Below are 16985 nucleotides of genomic sequence, written 5' to 3' on the forward strand. Positions count from 1 at the left end.
GGGCGAGTGCGGGAAGGGCGCGATTGATCGCGGGCGGAAGCGGGCGTAGGCTGAACGCGAAGGAGACCGCCCATGCGCCACGCCCTGATGCTGATCCCGCTCGTCCTGCTCGCCGCCTGCGGCACCCCGCAGGAGCGCTGTATCCGGCAATCCACGACCGAACTGCGCCGCGTCACCGATCTGGTCAGCGAGGTGCAGGGCAATCTCGCGCGCGGCTATGCGTGGCAGAGCTACGAGACCACGTCGAGCCGGTGGGAAATCTGTGGCTACGACACGATCACCAAGGGCGACAAGGTGATCCAGAAGCCGCGCATGTGCCTCGAGGATTACACGGTCACGCGCCAGCGCCCGATCCCGATAGATCCGGTAATCGAAAAGCGCAAACTTGAGGCTCTGTTGAAGCGGCAGGCGGAACTGTCGAAGGCCGCCGAGGCGCAGATCGCAGCCTGCAAGGCGGCTTATCCAGAAGAGGAGAGCTGAGCGCTCAGCTCCCTGGCTTCACCTTTGCCAGAAGCTCCAGCACCTTCGGCCCCAGCGCCGCCACCACCTTTTTCACGCCGGCAGGCGAGGGGTGGATATTGTCGGGCTGCATCAGGTTGGCCTTCGCGCGCTCCTCGATCGAAGTCTCCGTGATCGGGGCGAGCAGGTTGGGCACCAGAACCGCATCGTATTTCTTCGCCAGGTCGGGATAGATCGCGTCGAAATCCTTCTGGTATTTCGGGCCGAAATTCCCAGGTGCGGGAAGGCCTGCCAGCAGTGCCGGAATGTCCTTCGCCTGCAGTTTCGCGAGGATGCCGTCGAGGTTCGCGCGCGCCTGTTCCGGGGGCAACCCCCGCAGCAGGTCGTTGCCGCCCAGAGCCACGATCACCGCATCGGGCTGCGGCGTCAGGAGCCAGTCGATCCGCGACAGCCCGCCCGCCGTCGTATCGCCGGAGACGCCGCCATTGATGACGCTGACATCCTGCCCGTGATCGCGCAGCCAGCCTTGCAGCTGCGGGACCAGCCCGTCGGTCGGATTATCGAGCCCGTAGCCTTGGGTCAGCGAGTCCCCGAGCGCGAGGATCGACACCTCCGCCATCGCGGGCACAGCGCTCAGAGCCAGCCCTGCGGCGATAAAACCGGCCGCGATCCGCTTGCGTATCCCCATGCGCGGCCCATATCCCTTTGAAGCAAAAGAAAGACGGCGCATGAGTGAAACGATCCTTGAGTTGAAAGACGCGCGGCTCGCGCTCGACGGCAATACCGGCCCGGTCGAGATCCTCAACGGGATCGACCTCAGCATCGCGAAAGGGGAAAGCGTCGGGCTTACGGGGCCGTCTGGATCGGGCAAATCGTCGCTCCTCATGCTGATGGGTGGGCTGGAACGCGCCACCTCGGGGTCTGTCACCGCTTTGGGTCACGATCTCTCGAAGCTGTCCGAGGATGCGCTGGCGCGGTTTCGTCGGGGTAATATGGGGGTGGTTTTCCAAAGCTTCCACCTCATCCCGACGATGACGGCGCTGGAAAACGTCGCGATGCCGCTGGAAATCGCAGGCGTGGAGCGCCCGTTCGAGCGCGCCGCGGCAGAGCTGGAGGCCGTCGGGCTGGCGCATAGGCTCGACCATTATCCCAGCCAGATGTCGGGCGGCGAGCAGCAGCGCGTGGCGCTGGCCCGCGCGGTCGCGCCGCGACCTGCGATCCTGCTGGCGGATGAACCCACCGGCAATCTCGACAGCGCCACGGGCGAGACGATCATCGAGCTGCTTTTCGGCCTGCAGGAGAAACACGGCGCGACGTTGGTGCTGGTGACCCACGCGCCTGAACTGGCCTCGCGCTGCGACCGGATCGTGGAGCTGCGTGATGGAGAAGTCGTGGGCGATCACATTGCAACGGGCACCCCCGCATGAGCCTCGCGCTCTCCATCGCCCGGCGCGAGCTGCGCGGCGGCATTCGCGGCTTCTGGGTGATGTTGCTCTGCCTCATGCTGGGCGTTGCGGCGATCGCCTCGGTCGGTCTGGTGCGCTCCGCGATCGAACGTGCGCTGTCGGATCAGGGCGCGGTTCTGCTGGGGGGCGACGCGCAATACGAATTCACCTATCGCCGCGCCAAGCCCGAGGAGCTGCAATGGATCACCGACCGCGCCACGGCGGTCTCGGAGGTGATCGACTTCCGCTCGATGCTTTCGACCGGCACCGATCCCGCCGACCGCGCGCTGACGCAGGTGAAGGCGGTGGACGGGGCCTATCCGCTGACCGGCAAGCTGCAGCTTGATCCGCCCGTCGCGCCTGACGCGTTGACGGGGCAGGGCGGCTTGCCGGGGATTTTCCTCGATCCGATCCTCGCTGACCGTCTGGGCCTGAGCTCTGGTGATAAGGTGCAGCTGGGCGGGCAGGATTTCGTGATGATGGCGCGGATCGTGCGCGAGCCGGATTCGACCGGGACGGGGATGGGCCTCGGTCCGCATTCCATCGTCTCTCTGTCGGCCATCGAGAACACGCCGCTGCTGTCGCCCGGCTCGCTCTTCGAGACGAAATACCGCGCGACGCTACCGCCAGACACCGACCTCGCCACGCTGAAACAGCAGGCCGAGACCCGGTTCGACGGTGCAGGTATGCGCTGGTCCGACCGCCGCCGGGCCGCGCCGGGGGCGGAGCGTTTCGTGCAGCGGCTGGGCTCTTTCCTCGTGCTGGTCGGGCTTGCCGGGCTGGCCGTAGGCGGGGTCGGCATCTCCGCCACGGTCGCTGCGTGGATCGAACGCAAAGCGCCCACCATCGCGACCCTGCGCGCGCTCGGCGCGACCGGAGGCACGATCCGCGCGGCGTTTCTGCTGCAGCTCGCAGCCCTCGGCCTCGCGGGCATTCTCGCCGGGCTCGTCCTTGGTGCCGGTCTCGTACTCGGCGCATCCGGGCTGATCGAACGCGCGCTACCACTGCCGGTCGAGATCGGCCTCGATCCCGGCCCGCTGGGCGAGGCCGCGCTCTACGGCGCATTGGTCGCGATGCTGTTTGCGCTCTGGCCGCTCTCGCGCATGTCGAAGATGCGCGCGGCGACGCTTTACCGCGACACCGGCGCAGGCCGCCGCCTGCCGGGCTGGCCCACGCTTCTGCTGACGGCAGCGCTTCTGACGATCATCGTCACCGTCTCGGCGTGGTTCTCGGGCCTTTGGACCTTGACGCTGGCTAGCCTCGGCGGCATCGCCGTGGCGCTTCTGATCCTCACGCTCTCCGCCAGCCTGATCCGCTGGCTCGCGCGTCGCGCCCAGCACCGTGCCCGGGGCCGCCCCGTGCTGCGCGCAGCCCTTGCCGCTATCGGCGGGCCGCGCTCCGAAGCGCGCTCGGTCATCCTGTCGCTCGGCCTCGGCCTCTCGGTTCTGGCCGCCGTGGGACAAGTCGACAGCGGCTTGCGCGGTGCGATCGACCGCGATCTGCCGAAGGTCGCTCCGGCCTATTTCGTGATCGATATCCAGCCCGACCAGATCCAGCCCTTCACCGACCTGCTGGCTGACATGCCTGCAGTCACGAAGGTCGAGAGCGTGCCGATGTTGCGCGGCGTGATCACCAAGATCAACGGCGAGGATGCGCGCAAGACGCATGGCGAGCATTGGGTGCTGCGCGGCGATCGCGGCGTGACCTATGCCGAGACCCCGCGCGAGAAGATCACCGCGGGCGAGTGGTGGCCGAAGGACTATAACGGCCCGCCGCTGGCCAGCTTCTCGGCCAAGGAGGCGCAGGAGATCGGCCTGAAGCTCGGCGATACGATCACGGTGAACATCCTCGGGCGCGACATCACCGCGAAGGTGACCTCGTTCCGCGATGTGGATTTCTCGACCGGCGGGATCGGTTTCGTCCTCACGCTCGATCCCGCGGCGCTGCGCGGTGCGCCCCATACCTGGCTCGCCACGATCTACGCGCCGCCAAGCGCCGAGGCGCAGGTGATGCGCGATCTGGCGGAACGCTTCCCCAATATCACCGCGATCCGCGTGCGCGACGCCCTGCAGCGCGTGACCGATGCGCTCTCGGCCATCGCCCGGGCGACCTCGCTGGCCGCGGGTGTGACGCTGCTCACCGGCTTCGTCGTCCTGATCGGGGCGGCAGCGGCGGGCGAGCGCGAGCGGGCCTGGGAGGCTGCGATGCTCAAGACGCTCGGCGCCACGCGCAGCGCTATCCTAGCGAGCTTCGCGCTGCGCTCTGCGCTGATGGGCGCGGCGGCGGGATTGGTCGCGATCCTGTTCGGTGGGCTCGCGGGCTGGGCCGTGGTCGATCTGGTGATGGGCGCGGAGTTCCATTTCGCCCCGATGCCTGCGCTTCTGATCGTGGCGGGCGGTGTGATCGCGACGCTGCTCGCGGGTCTGGTCTTCGCTTTGCGCCCGCTTGCGGCCCGGCCTGCCGGGGTGTTGCGCGCGCCTGAGTGAGGGCAGCTTTGCGTGGAAAGGCCGGATGCCTCCGGCGGGGATATTTCGGCCAAGCCGAAGAGAGAGCGTTTTGCTTCGCCTTGGCGCAAATATCCCCCGCGGAGCGTCCCTCAGTTCGAGGACGCGCAGGTCGCGGGTCAGCGCAGACCGGTTTCCCGGAGCAGGCCGCGCCGCTTGGCCTCGTAATAATAGCCGCGCGAATACCATTTGACCGCGCGATCTTCAGAGCCGTCCGAGACCAGCCATGCGCCGCGCAGGTATTTCACGGCGTATTTCAGGTTCGTCGAAGGGTCGAGCAGGTCATGCGGCTTGCCGCGAAAGCCCATGCCGCGCGCGGTTTGCGGCAGGATCTGCATCAGCCCGTAATAGGGGCCGTTGCGGGCATCGGCGCGGTAACGGCTCTCGCGCTGGATGACTCGGTGGGTCAGGGTGCGCGGAACGCCGTAGTGGTCCGAGTAGCGGTTGATCAGGGCGCGGATTTCCGGCGTCTCGTTGCGGTGGAGCGGCAGCGCATAAGCGGGTTTCGCCATCGGGCGTGGTGAGCCGCCGCAGGCCGCGAGGGCGCTGAGCGAGAGCAGGAAGAGGCGACGAGTCAGCATGCGGGCGCTCCAATCGAGGTCTTCCGCAGCTAAGCGCCCTCCTTGCCGCTTGGGAAGGGTGGAGTTCCGGCCTCGGCGCGCTCTTGCCGATCCACGCCCGGATCACCGCAGGGCGCGGCGCAGGCGCAGCGCGTTGGTGACCACGAAGACCGAGGAGAAGGCCATCGCGCCCGCCGCCAGCATCGGGGACAGGCCGGGTCCGCCGAAGGGCACGAGGATGCCCATCGCGACCGGGATCAGCGCGACGTTATAGGCGAATGCCCAGAACAGGTTCTGCCGGATATTGCGCATCACCGCGCGCGACAGTTCCAGCGCCATCGCGACGCCGTTCGGATCGCCGCGCATCAGCACGACCTCGGCGGCCTCGATGGCGACATCGGTGCCGGTGCCGATCGCGAGGCCCACATCGGCGGCCGCCAGCGCAGGGGCGTCATTGATGCCGTCGCCCACGAAGGCGACCGGTCCGATCTGGCGCAGGCTCTCGACTGCATCGCGCTTGCCGTCGGGCAGCACCTCGGCCTCGATCCGGTCGATGCCAAGATCGTGGCCCACGGCTTCCGCGGTGACGCGCGTGTCGCCGGTGACCATCGCCACCTGCTTGCCCGCCTTGTGCAGAGCGTCGATCGCTTCGCGCGCCTCTGTCTTGATCGGGTCCGACAGCGCCATCAGCGCGACTGGCCGGTCGTCGAGCGACATCCACACCGGGGTGCGGCCTTTCGCGGCCAGCGCCTTCGCACGTTCGGCATAGGGCGTGATATCGGCTCCGGCCTCTGCCATCGCGCCGGCATTGCCGATCCAGAGCTTCGCGCCTTCGGCCTGCGCGCGCAGCCCCTTGCCGGACAGCGCCTTGACGCGTTTGACCGGTGCATGGGTAATGCCGCGCGCTTCGGCCTCGGCAAGGATCGCCCGGGCCAGCGGATGTTCCGAGCGCGCCTCGGCGCCTGCCGCGAGCGCGAGGATTTCCGCCTCGGGCAGGTCGGCGAGCGGCTCGAGATCGGTCAGGGCGGGGTGGCCTTCGGTCAGCGTCCCGGTCTTGTCGAAGCCCACGACCGCGACTTCCGAGAGGCGTTGCAGCGCGTCGCCACGGCGGAAGAGCAGGCCCAGCTCGGCGCCGCGTCCGGTGCCCACGAGGATCGAGACCGGTGTCGCCAGCCCCATCGCGCAGGGGCAGGCGATGATCATCACCGAGATTGCGGCGACGAAGGCGTGCGAGAAACCCATCCCGGCGATCATCCAGATCGCGAAGGTCAGGAGCGACAGCGCCATCACCACGGGCACGAAGACGCGGGTGACTTTGTCGACCAGTGCCTGCACCGGCAGTTTCGCTCCCTGCGCAGCTTCGACCATCGCGATGATCCGCGACAGGACGGTGTCGCCGCCGGTTGCGGTGACGCGGTAGCTCAGCGCGGATTCGCCATTCACCGTTCCGCCGGTGATCGGATCGCCTTCGGATTTCGCGACGGGCACGGGCTCGCCCGTCAGCATGCTCTCGTCGATATGCCCCGCGCCTTCGGCGATTACCCCGTCGAGCGCGACTCGTTCGCCGGGTGCAAGCAGAAGAATGTCGCCGGGCACGAGTTCCTCGATCGGCCGTTCCTCCACCCCGTTTTCGGTCTGCACACGCGCGGTCTTGGGTTGCAGACCGATCAGCCGCGATATCGCCTCGCCGGCCCGGCCCTTGGCGCGCGCTTCAAGCCAGCGACCCAGCAGGATCAGCGTGACGATGGTCGCCGCCGCCTCGAAATAGACGCCGCGCGCGGCCTCCGGCAGAACGCCGGGGGCAAGCGTGACGAGGGCGGAATAGACAAACGCGGCGAGCGAGCCCATCGCGACGAGCGAATTCATCTCGGGCGCGCCGCGCAGCAGGGCGGGGACGCCGATGCGGAGGAAGACGCGGCCTGGGAAGGCCAGCACCAGCGCGGTAAGGATCATCTGCACCCACCAGCTTGCTTCGATCCCGATCGTGCTGGCGATCAGGTGATGCATGCCGGGGATCATATGCGCGCCCATCGCGAGCACGAAGACCGGGGCGGTCAGCGCGAGCGCGGTCAGGAACTGCCGCCGGAGCTGGCGCGCCTCTTGTAACTGGCGTTCGGCGGCGCTGGGGCCACTGGCCATCTCCTCTTTCAGACGGCCCGGATAGCCGGCCTGATCGAGCGCAGTTTTGAGGCTCTCGAGGTCGGCGGGCCCGTCGAATTCGACATGGGCGCTGCGCGCCATCAGGTTGGCCGAGGCGTTTTGAACGCCGGGTTGTGCCATCAGCGCGCGTTCGACCCGACCGGTGCAGGCCCCGCAATGCATGGCGTCGATTATGAAAGTGGCTTCGCTCATGGGACGTTATCTGATCCCGCGGGGCTGCGGTCAAGCGTCGCTAGACATATGCAAGCAATTGAATTTGTCTTGAGGAGATGCTATATTCTGTCTTAACGTAACCTTTTCGTGGAGTACCCTCGAATGAACCTCGACCGTGCGATTTTTGCCTTTGCTGGCGTGATGATCCTGATCTCGCTGCTGCTGGCCGTTTATGTCTCGATGTATTGGCTCTGGTTTACTGCCTTCATCGGCGCGAACCTGCTGCAATCGGCCTTCACCGGTTTCTGCCCGGCTGCAATGATCTTCGGCAAGTTCGGTGTCAAATCGGGCTGCGCTTTCGGTAAGTAATCGACAAAGCGGCAACGATTGGCGCTGGTCTTTTCCGGACCCGAGACCAAATCTTGAGAGGGTGGGGCGGCTTTGCTAGCCTCGCCCTTGGCTTTTCTTGAATGAAGCCACGGGATTTGCAGGAGTTTGAGATGGATCGCCGCGCCTTTCTTCTTTCGTTGGCCGCCTTGCCCTTCGCAAGCCTGCCCGCCTTTGCCGCAACCGAACCTGCGCAAAGCGTCGAGACCGGACCGGCCAAGCGCTGGCCGATCGGCTCGCAATATTACCCGACGAAAGTGGCGGTGAAGCCGGATCTGCCGGTGGGCTCGATCATCATCGTTTCCGACAAGTTCTTCCTCTATCACATCATCGCGCCGGGCGTTGCGATGCGATACGGCGTGGCGGTCGGCAAGGCGGAACTGACATTCCGCGGCAAGGCGACGGTAGCGCGCAAGGTCAAATGGCCGAGCTGGACCCCGACGCCAGAGATGATCGAGCGTAACCGGGCCTACAAGAAATACGCCGACGGCATGAAAGGTGGGCCGGAGAACCCGCTCGGCGCGCGGGCGATGTATCTCTATCAGAATGGGCATGACACGGCGATCCGCATCCACGGCACGACCGAGCCGCGGTCGATCGGGCATGCGGTCTCGAACGGCTGCATCCGGATGGTGAACGATCACGTCATCGAGCTGTTCAACAGCGTTCCCGTCGGCACGCAGGTTACTGTCTACTGATGAAACTTACCTCGATTGCCGAGGTCGCCGCGCTCGATTTCGACACGATCATCGATGTGCGCTCGCCTTCGGAATTCGCCGAGGATCATATCCCCGGCGCCATCAACCTGCCCGTGCTCGACGATGAGGAGCGCGCCCGCGTCGGCACGATCTACAAACAGGTCGCGCCCTTCGACGCGCGCAAGATCGGTGCGGCGCTGGTGGCACAGAATGCAGCCAAACATTTACAGGGTCCGCTGGCTGACAAGGAAGGCGGCTGGCGTCCGCTGGTCTATTGCTGGCGCGGCGGACAGCGCTCGGGCTCTTTTGCGACGATCCTGAAGCAGGTCGGCTGGCGCGTGGAGCTGGTCGAGGGCGGCTACAAGGCGTTCCGGTCGCTGGTGGTGGAGGCTGGACAGGCGGCGATGCCCTGTCCGGTGGTGGTGCTCGACGGCAATACCGGAACCGCGAAGACCGACATTCTGAAAGCGGCACGGGCACAGGGCGCGCAGGTGATCGATCTGGAGGGGCTGGCCAATCATCGCGGTTCTCTCTTCGGGGCGATGGAGGGCGGGCAGTCGAGCCAGAAGGATTTCGAGACCCGGCTGATCATGGAGATCGCGGCGCTCGACCCGGCGCGACCGGTGCTGCTGGAGGCGGAAAGCTCAAAGATTGGCGATCTCCAACTGCCGAGCGGGATCTGGGCTGCGATCAAGGACGCGCCGCGTGTGCGGGTCAGGGCGCCGCTGGCGGAGCGCGCGGAGTATCTGGCGCGGGCCTATGCGGATATCACGGCGGACCCGGATCGTCTGCTTGGGGTGCTCGATCAGTTGCGGCCCTTCCAGCCCGCAGAGCGGGTCGCGGCATGGCAGGCACAGGCGCAGGCCGGTGAATATGCGGCGCTGGCGGGCGAATTGATGCGCGACCATTATGATCCACGCTACGAGAAACACCGCGCGCGTCATGTGGAGCAGGAGCGGGTGATCGAGGCTGAGAGTCTCGCGCCGGAGGCGATCGAGGGGATAGCTGCGCAGGTGGTAAGAGAGGCGCAGGAGATGGCGGAGCGCTAAGGGGCGTGAGCCATTGGCGCGGGCGATCTGTCCGGGCCGCGCCCGACCCTTCCCCCCGGGAGCGCGCATTGGCAATGTCATCGCGAGTAGGCATGTCTTCCGGACTTGCGAGATAAAGCGCCAAGCCACCTGCCGGTCAAAGCGCCCCCCCAAGGGTCGGGCGCGTCCCGTCTCTCACCGCACCCGCAGGAACGCCGGGCCGTCCGCAATCGACCCGATCCGCGCGGCGCGGTAGCCTGCCGCTTCCAGCTTTGCCAACACCTCCGCCGTCTGCGCCTCCGGCACGCTCGCCAGCAAGCCACCCGAGGTCTGCGGATCGTGCAACAACTCCGTACGCGGCCCCGGCGGCGCGGTCATCCGGCCCGCGCAATTGGCGATGTTTTGCGGCAGGAGCGTCGAGTGTTCGCCCGCTTCCGCCAAAGCTTCGGCGCCCTCCAGCAGCGGGATCGCGTCAAGGCCCAGCTCTGCCGAGACAGCCGACGCCTCGCATAGTCCCAGCAGATGCCCTGCGAGACCAAACCCCGTTACATCCGTCATCGCAGAGGCCACGGGCGCGAGGATCGCGGAGGCGTCGGCGGAACTGCGGGCCATGCTCTCCAGCGCGCCTGCCACCACGTCGCCGGGAGCATGCTTCGCCATCTCGGCGGCGAGGATCACGCCCGTTCCAAGCGCCTTGGTCAGGATCAGTGCCTCACCCGGACGCGCTCGGTCTTGGCCCAGCGGTCGCTCTGCCAGCCCGGTCACGGTGAAGCCGAGTGTCAGCTCCGCGCCCATCGAGGTATGCCCGCCGACGAGATCGCAGCCCGCTTGGCGGAACGCCTCCGACGCGGCACCCAGCATCTCGCGCAGGGCCCGCGCGCCCAGTTCCTCGGACTGGCGAGGCAGTGTGACCTGCGCCAAGGCCGCCTGCGGTGCCGCGCCCATCGCCCAGGCGTCGCTCATCGCATGCAGCGCGACGATCCGGCCCAGAAGCCAGGGATCTTCGGTGAAGGCGCGGACGTGATCGGTGGTGAAGACCTGTGCTTGCGAGCCGCAGGACAGAACGGCGGCATCGTCGCCCGGACCGCTCAGCACATCCGCGCGTGCAGGTGCGGGCAAGTCAGATAGCGCCTCGCGCAGCGCCTGACCGCCCAGCTTCGCGCCGCAGCCGCCGCACATCGGTTTGCTGCCCAGCACCTCGGCGATCCCCAGCGCGTGCTCGCGTGGCAGGGGTGGTGTCGGCATCGCGGGCAGATCTAGGACCTTCGTCATGAACTTGCGGTCAATCCGGTTCTTCCAGTGCCAGAGCCACGCGCCGTTCAATGGCAGCCCCCATTTATCGGCCACCGCCAGCTTGCCGCCTGCGGAGATCAGTTTCAGATAATCGCGCTGCGGCTGATAGGTCTTCATCTCTCCGCCCGAAGCGGCAGCGCGCAGGTTTGCGAACAGCGGCTTGGCCTCGCGCACCGCATAGACCCCTGCCTTGGGACGCGGCGCGTGGCTGAGATGGGCGATGTCGCCTGCGGCGAAGATCGCGGGGTCCGAGCTTTGCAGCGTCGGGCCGACCGTGACGAAACCGTCGGTCAGATCGAGTCCGGTTTCGGGTAGCCAGTCGGCGGGTTTCGTGGACCCCGTACCGATGATGAAATCGGCCTCGGCTGTGCGGTCGCCTTCCAGAAGGAGCCGCCCTTTTCTCGCCCCGATCAGCGCCGCGTCGGTCTCGATCTTCACGCCGAGCCGTGCGCAGTGTTTCAGCATCGCGTTCCGGGCGCCGGTGCCGAGCGCGCGCAACGCCTCGGGGGCGGCCTCATAGACCGTTACCTGGGCCTGTGGCAGACGGTGTGCACAGGCCATTGCAAGCTCCACGCCCGCCACGCCGCCGCCGACCACGGCGATCTTTGGCGACTCGGGCGGATTGGCGGCGAAGGCGTCCCAGGCATCGGCGAAAGCGTCGAGCGGTTTCGCGGGCACGACATGCTCGCGAAATCCCGGCAGCTGCGGCATCTCGGCCGTGATCCCGATATCGATCGAGGCCACGTCATAGGCGATGGGTGCACGCCCCGGCACCTCGATCAGCCGCCGGGCCCGATCGATTCCCGTCGCGCGGCCCAGAACCAGCCGCGCGCCAGCATGTCTTGCGAGCTTCACCAGATCTAGCTGCAACTCGTCGCGCGTGTAATGCCCTGCCACATGGCCCGGCAGCATCCCCGAATAGGCGGCGGAAGGCGCGGGGTTGATCACCGTCAGCCGCACGCCCGGAAGCGGCTTCATCCCCCACATCCGCAGCACCAGCGCGTGGGTATGACCGCCCCCGATCAGAACGATATCGCGTGTGAGGGGCAGGGCAGGGGCGGCGTGCATGGTCTCTCCTTTTCTCCTCCTGCCTAGCCTTTGCGCGCGGCTTCGCCAATTCCCAATATGCCGCAGCGAAATGGGGGCAATTTTCCCGCAAAACGTCCTTGACTGGACGATCCGCTTTGCCTAGTTAGCCCCCCAGTGGCTAGGTAGCTCAGCTGGTTAGAGCACACGACTCATAATCGTGGGGTCGGGGGTTCAAGTCCCCCCCTCGCCACCACTACTCCCCTCTTTCGGGAGAGATGCGAAAAGGGCGCCCCGCGGGGCGCCCTTTGCTTTTGTCTCTGGCTCAACCTCAGTTCGAGGCGGTGCGCAGAAGATCGGTGATCCGGCGCACGACGGCACGGCGGTTGGCTTCCGAGGGGCCTTCGGTCTGCACTTTCAGGTCCTGTTCGCCATAGCCCTGCACCACGAGGTTCTCGGCGGGCACGTCGAAATACTCGCTCAGTGCCAGCGCCACCGATTCCGCGCGACGGTCCGAGAGCGCAAGGTTGTAGGCGGCGCTGCCGACGGCGTCGGTATGGCCTTCCACGAGGAACAGCTCACGCGGGTTCTCGTCGATGCGCTGTTGGATCGCCTGTCCCAGAGCCGAGAGGGCCTGCGCTTGATCCGGCTGGATCGCTGCCGAACCAGTCTCGAAGTTGATGTTCTCGACCGTAATTGCGGGCGCGAGTTCGCGGACCGGGGTGATGTTGCGCACCTGCGAAAGCGTGAAGGTACGGTCGACGCCACTCTGGCGGGTCAGCGCTTCGCGCAGTGCCTGTTCGTTGCTGGAAGACACCGTCGCGACGGGCTTGGGCTTGGGGAGCGCCGAGATATCTACAGGGTCTGCGCCCTGCGCGTCATTGACCAGCAGGTATTGCGTCCCGTCGGGCTGGACCAGCGTCCGCTTGAGGATTCGGCGCTGCGCGTCATAGACGGTGACGATCTGGCTGCCGTCCGGCTTGGTCACGATCGTGCGCGACGAGCCGTCCGCGTAGTCCTGCGTGCGAATCTTCGACCCGGGCTGACGCAGAAGCGCGTTATCGTCCTTCACCAACTGATAGGATCCGTCGGGCTGCTGCACCACGACGCGGTCGCCCGAATTCACGGCTACTTTCGAACCGTTGTTCAGAATCGCTCCCACGGCGAGCGCGCCGAGACCGGAGAGCGCCGCGGTTTCGAGCGTGCTCAGGCCGTCCTTTTTCTTCTTCGTCGAATCGGTCTGGGCCGTGGCCTGCGCCTGTGCGTCGGGCTTGGCGTCGACCGTGGTCGAGAAGTCTTCCGAGGCGCTGCGCGCAGTGTCCTCGGTCACCGTTTCTTCGGTGGCATTGGTGGTGTCGGTGCTGTCGGCCGGTGCGTTGAGCGCCTCGTTCTGCACAGCCTCGCCCTGGATCGCGGCCTTGGTGTCTGTCAGCGCGTTCTCGAGCAGCTTCGTTGCCTCGGCGGTCGAGCTGTCCTGCGTGTTCGCCTGTTGATCCGTTTGCGCCTCGGCACTCGCGTCAGCACTCGCCGCATCGGTGGTGTTCGCGTCGGCGTTCGTCGAATCTGCGGTCGTCGCCTCTTTCGGCTGGACCACCTTCGGCTCGACGTCGGAACCCGATCCGCCATTGCCCTCCTGCACGACCTGAGTGTCGGAGGTGGTATCGGTCGAGGTCTCGCCAGCGGGTTTCGCCTCGGGTTCAGCCGTCGCGGTGCTCTCCGGCTGATCCGCCGAGTTCTGCATGGCGTTTTCGGTGGTGTCGGTCACCGGGGCAGGGGCGTCCTGCGAGGTGGTGTCGGGGCTCATGGTGTCCGTCGTCTCGGCATTCGTCTGGCCGTCTGCAGTAGTCGAACCGTCAGCCGTGGCGTCGGTCGTACCGTCAGCCGTCGCGCCGGTCGAGCCATCGGTCGCGGCGGTCGCGGACCCGTCGGTCTTCGCGGTCGTATCGGCTGAAGTCGTGCCCTCGCCGTTCGCGGTCGCGGCACTGTCGGTCTCGGCGGGCGCCGCGGCCTCGGGCTGCGCATCGGTCGATGCGGTGGCGTCGGGCTCGGCAGACGTATCTGCATTCGTGGCCGTATCGGTATCGGTCGTCGCGGCAGCGGCCGCGTCGGCGTTGGCATCGGTGCCCGTGGTCCCGGATTGAGTGGTCACATCCGCGCCGCCTTCGACTGCGGCTTTCGCGCTGGCGTCGGGGGTGTCACTGCTCGCGGCCGGGTCCTGTTCGGAGGGCGGGGCTGCGCCTTCGATCGCCGCTTTCGCAGCCTGATCGGCTTCGCTGTCGGACATCGGCGCATCTGCATTCGCCGGATCGGTGCCTGCGGCGGCTTCGGCGGAGCCGTCGGCATTCGCCGCATTGGCCTCGCAATCGGCTTTCGCCTGCTCCATCGGGGTGCCGTCTGCGACTGCTTTCGCAACGCATTCCGCAGCGGCGGTGTTACTGTCCTGGGCAAGCGCACTGAACGGCAGGATCGCCGGGCTCAGCGCGGCAAGGCCGGCAACGAGCGCAGTGGTCGTCTTCAACGTCTTCATGTCGTCTCCCTTTCATACGGCATCTGGCCGTGTATCGGGGGACCAAACGTTTCACGGAGGCGTGTGTTCCGGCGCGTCACCACCATCGGCGTGAATCAGCGCGGGGCGAGCCCGCAGGCCCGCCCCGTGAATTGAAAACAGAAATGGTTGCCGGCCCGGCTCAGTGAGTCTTCTTCACCGCCTTCAACTTGTCGATGCCGAGCATCTTCATCGCGGTCTTCTCGTAGAACGGCTCCGAGGTGCCTTTGCGCAGCTTGCGCAGGAAATATTTCTCGAACCCGATCTTGGCGAGATGGACCCATTTGCCCTGGCTCGACCAGTTGACGTTTCGCGGCGGAAGCTGAGGCTGGGCCACGAAAGCGATGCCACTGTCGCCGAAATCGGCCAGACAGATCGCGTTCCAGGTGCCGGTCTCGTCGGGTTCTTTGCCGCGCACGATATTGCCTAGGTTATGCGCGGTGGCGGTGACCATCGACTCGATCATGAAGCCGGTTTTCGGCACGCCGCAGGGTACCGGGGTCGGCCCCATGGGCGGGATCGCGATGCCGACGCCGATGCCGAAGACGTTCGGATATTTCGGGTTGCGCTGGTGCTTGTCGACGATGACGAAGCCGCGCGGATTGACGAGACCGTCCAGCCCCATGACCGCCGGGATGCCACGGAAGGGTGGCAGCATCATCGCGTATTTGAACGGCAATTCGTGGGCGGCCTTGATCGAGCCGTCATCGGCGATTTCCTCGACATGCATCACGCCGTCCTCGACCTTCTTCACACGGCTCGAGACCATCCACTTCATGTGCTTGTTGCGCATTTCGGATTCGAGAAGGCCCTTGGTGTCGCCCACGCCATCAAGACCGAGATGGCCGACATAGGGCTCGGAGGTGACGAAGGTGATCGGCACCTGATCGCGGATCTTCGCGCGCCGCAGCGCAGTGTCGAGGATGAAGGCGAATTCATAGGCCGGGCCGAAGCACGAGGCACCCTGCACCGCGCCCACGATGATCGGGCCGGGATTTTCGCAGAAGCGTTTGAAGGCGGTGCTGGCCTCCTCGGCGTGATCGATGTGACAGACCGAATGCGTGAAGCCGTCAGGGCCGAGCCCCTCGATCTCGTCGAAGGCCAGTTCCGGGCCGGTGGCGAGCACGATGTAATCGTAGGAAACCTCGCGGCCATCCTCCAGCTCGACCTTGTTGTCATCGGGATGCAGGCGCTTGGCCGCGACCGGGATGAACTTGATGTTCTTTTTCTTCATCGTCGGTTCGAGATCGACGGTGATGTCCTTGCGGTCGCGCCAACCGACGGCGACCCAGGGGTTCGAGGGCACGAAGTGATACTTCGGGTCCTTGGTGATGACGGTGATCTCGTCTTCCTTGCGGACCTGGTCACGCAATTCATAAGCCATGATGGCGCCGCCAAGACCCGCGCCAAGTACCACGATATGTGCCATTGCCTTCCTCCCACTCCCTAACGTCAACCGCTCTATCTACCGATAGATGCAAATTATTGAATGTGTCAAGTTGCTCGACACTTCAAATTTTGCGCCTGAATCCTGGGGGCGGCAACGATGACGGTCAATGAAAAGGGGGTAGAGGCGGCGCGAGCATGAAAAAAGGGCCGGCGCCTGGCCGACCCTTTCGTCTTTTCGTTCGTGCAATCGCTTACTTCGGCGGTTCCGCGGTAATGCCCTCGACATAGAAGGTCATCGAATGAAGCTGGTCGTCGGTCGCGACATCGCCTGCCTTGAGGAATTCGCTGCCGTCCTGCTTGTTGAGCGGACCCGCGAAGGGATGGACCTTGCCCGAGGCGATGTCGTCCTTGAGCTGCAGCGCCTCTTTCTTGACGTCGTCCGGCACCGCCGAGGAGATCTCGCCGATCTTCACCATGCCGCTGTCGATGCCGCCCCAGGTGGCTTCCGATTTCCAGGTGCCGTCCATGACGGCGCCGACGCGTTCGATGTAATAGGGCGCCCAGTTGTCGATGGTCGAGGAGACGCGCGGCATCGGCGCGAAGGACGACATGTCCGAGGCCTGACCGAAGGTGATGACGTTGCCCGCTTCCTGAGCTTTCGCCTGCGGCGCGGTCGAGTCGGTATGCTGCAGCAGCACGTCCACCCCATCGGCGATCAGGGCTGCGGCCGCGTCGGCCTCTTTCGCCGGGTCGAACCACGAATAGGCCCAGACGACTTTCATTTCGACGTCCGGGTTCACCTTCTTCGCCGCGAGGTAGGCGGCGTTGATGCCCTGATAGACCTCCGGGATCGGGAAGGAGCCGATATAGCCGATCTTGTTGGTCTTGGTCATGCGACCGCCGATCGTGCCCTGAATGGCGCGACCTTGGTAGAACTTCGCGTCATAGGTCGCGAGGTTGTCGGCGAGCTTGTAGCCGGTGGCGTGCTCGAATTTCACGTCGGGGAATTTCTTGGCGACGTTCACGACCGCGTCCATGAAGCCGAAGGAGGTCGCGAAGATCAGCTTGTTGCCGTCCAGCGCAAGCTGGGTCAGCGCGCGCTCGGCATCGGGACCTTCCGGCACGTTCTCGATGAACGAGGTTTTCACCTTGTCGCCGTATTTCTCTTCGATCGCCTGACGACCCTGGTCGTGCTGGTAGGACCACCCCATGTCGCCGACGGGGCCGACATAGATGAAGCCGACTTTCAGCGGCTCGTCAGCGGCGAAAGCCGGGACGCCTGCGCCCGCGACAACGGCCGTGGCGGCGGTGGTTTTCAAAAAGGATCTGCGGTTCATC

At 65.9% G+C, this 16985-nt stretch carries 13 protein-coding genes and 1 tRNA gene; 7 read left to right on the forward strand and 7 right to left on the reverse strand.

What is annotated here, in order from left to right; translation table 11 throughout:
- Positions 1 to 72 precede the first annotated feature (72 nt).
- Positions 73 to 480 carry a hypothetical protein gene (locus B6V74_RS07395; protein ID WP_088719671.1) on the forward strand — a complete coding sequence of 136 codons (408 nt, stop codon included), beginning with the start codon at positions 73 to 75 and terminating at the stop codon, positions 478 to 480.
- A gap of 4 nt (positions 481 to 484) precedes the next feature.
- Here B6V74_RS07395 and B6V74_RS07400 read toward each other — a convergent pair whose 3' ends face one another.
- A complete protein-coding gene (locus B6V74_RS07400) occupies positions 485 to 1147 on the reverse strand; it encodes an arylesterase (protein ID WP_240497071.1) in 663 nt (220 codons plus the stop codon).
- Positions 1148 to 1187: 40 nt separating this feature from the next.
- On the opposite strand from B6V74_RS07400, the gene B6V74_RS07405 reads away from it, so the two are divergent.
- A complete protein-coding gene (locus B6V74_RS07405) occupies positions 1188 to 1886 on the forward strand; it encodes an ABC transporter ATP-binding protein (RefSeq protein ID WP_075774174.1) in 699 nt (232 codons plus the stop codon).
- Complete coding sequence (locus B6V74_RS07410; RefSeq protein WP_088722406.1) at positions 1883 to 4390, forward strand: FtsX-like permease family protein; 2508 nt, start codon at positions 1883 to 1885, stop codon at positions 4388 to 4390. Before B6V74_RS07405 ends, B6V74_RS07410 begins: the two co-directional genes overlap by 4 nt.
- A gap of 137 nt (positions 4391 to 4527) precedes the next feature.
- Here the strand turns inward: B6V74_RS07410 and B6V74_RS07415 are convergent, their stop codons facing one another.
- Positions 4528 to 4989, reverse strand: coding sequence for a lytic transglycosylase domain-containing protein (locus B6V74_RS07415; RefSeq protein WP_088722407.1), 462 nt, complete (start codon positions 4987 to 4989; stop codon positions 4528 to 4530).
- A gap of 102 nt (positions 4990 to 5091) precedes the next feature.
- The gene (locus B6V74_RS07420) at positions 5092 to 7320 is read right to left on the reverse strand and encodes a heavy metal translocating P-type ATPase (protein ID WP_088722408.1); all 2229 of its coding nucleotides are present in this window, start codon (positions 7318 to 7320) and stop codon (positions 5092 to 5094) included.
- Between the two features lie 123 nt (positions 7321 to 7443).
- Between B6V74_RS07420 and B6V74_RS07425 the strand changes: the two genes are divergently transcribed.
- The 3 genes from B6V74_RS07425 (at position 7444) to mnmH (ending at position 9415) form a co-directional block, all read left to right on the forward strand.
- Positions 7444 to 7650 (forward strand): DUF2892 domain-containing protein, encoded by a 207-nt coding sequence (locus B6V74_RS07425; protein ID WP_075774178.1) that lies wholly within the window; start codon positions 7444 to 7446, stop codon positions 7648 to 7650.
- Positions 7651 to 7781: 131 nt separating this feature from the next.
- Positions 7782 to 8366: a L,D-transpeptidase gene (locus B6V74_RS07430; protein ID WP_088722409.1), complete on the forward strand. Its 585-nt coding sequence runs from the start codon at positions 7782 to 7784 to the stop codon at positions 8364 to 8366.
- Entirely contained in the window at positions 8366 to 9415 is a 1050-nt protein-coding gene (gene mnmH / locus B6V74_RS07435) for a tRNA 2-selenouridine(34) synthase MnmH (RefSeq protein ID WP_088722410.1), read from the forward strand. The genes B6V74_RS07430 and mnmH overlap by 1 nt, the downstream gene beginning before the upstream one ends.
- A gap of 174 nt (positions 9416 to 9589) precedes the next feature.
- Here mnmH and selD read toward each other — a convergent pair whose 3' ends face one another.
- Positions 9590 to 11755: a selenide, water dikinase SelD gene (selD, locus tag B6V74_RS07440; protein ID WP_088722411.1), complete on the reverse strand. Its 2166-nt coding sequence runs from the start codon at positions 11753 to 11755 to the stop codon at positions 9590 to 9592.
- A gap of 137 nt (positions 11756 to 11892) precedes the next feature.
- On the opposite strand from selD, the gene B6V74_RS07445 reads away from it, so the two are divergent.
- Positions 11893 to 11969, forward strand: a tRNA-Met gene (locus tag B6V74_RS07445).
- Between the two features lie 75 nt (positions 11970 to 12044).
- On the opposite strand, the gene B6V74_RS07450 is transcribed toward B6V74_RS07445, so the two are convergent.
- The 3 genes from B6V74_RS07450 to B6V74_RS07460 all read right to left on the reverse strand — a co-directional run bounded on the left by B6V74_RS07450 (position 12045) and on the right by B6V74_RS07460 (position 16984).
- Positions 12045 to 14240: an OmpA family protein gene (locus B6V74_RS07450; RefSeq protein WP_088722412.1), complete on the reverse strand. Its 2196-nt coding sequence runs from the start codon at positions 14238 to 14240 to the stop codon at positions 12045 to 12047.
- Between the two features lie 160 nt (positions 14241 to 14400).
- Entirely contained in the window at positions 14401 to 15687 is a 1287-nt protein-coding gene (locus tag B6V74_RS07455) for an FAD/NAD(P)-binding oxidoreductase (protein ID WP_088722413.1), read from the reverse strand.
- 211 nt (positions 15688 to 15898) lie between these two features.
- Positions 15899 to 16984 (reverse strand): BMP family ABC transporter substrate-binding protein, encoded by a 1086-nt coding sequence (locus tag B6V74_RS07460; protein WP_075774184.1) that lies wholly within the window; start codon positions 16982 to 16984, stop codon positions 15899 to 15901.
- Between the last annotated feature and the right edge of the window lies 1 nt (position 16985).

The sequence above is a fragment of the Thioclava sp. F42-5 genome (genome assembly GCF_002213195.1).
GTDB classification, from domain to species: Bacteria; Pseudomonadota; Alphaproteobacteria; order Rhodobacterales; family Rhodobacteraceae; genus Thioclava; species Thioclava nitratireducens.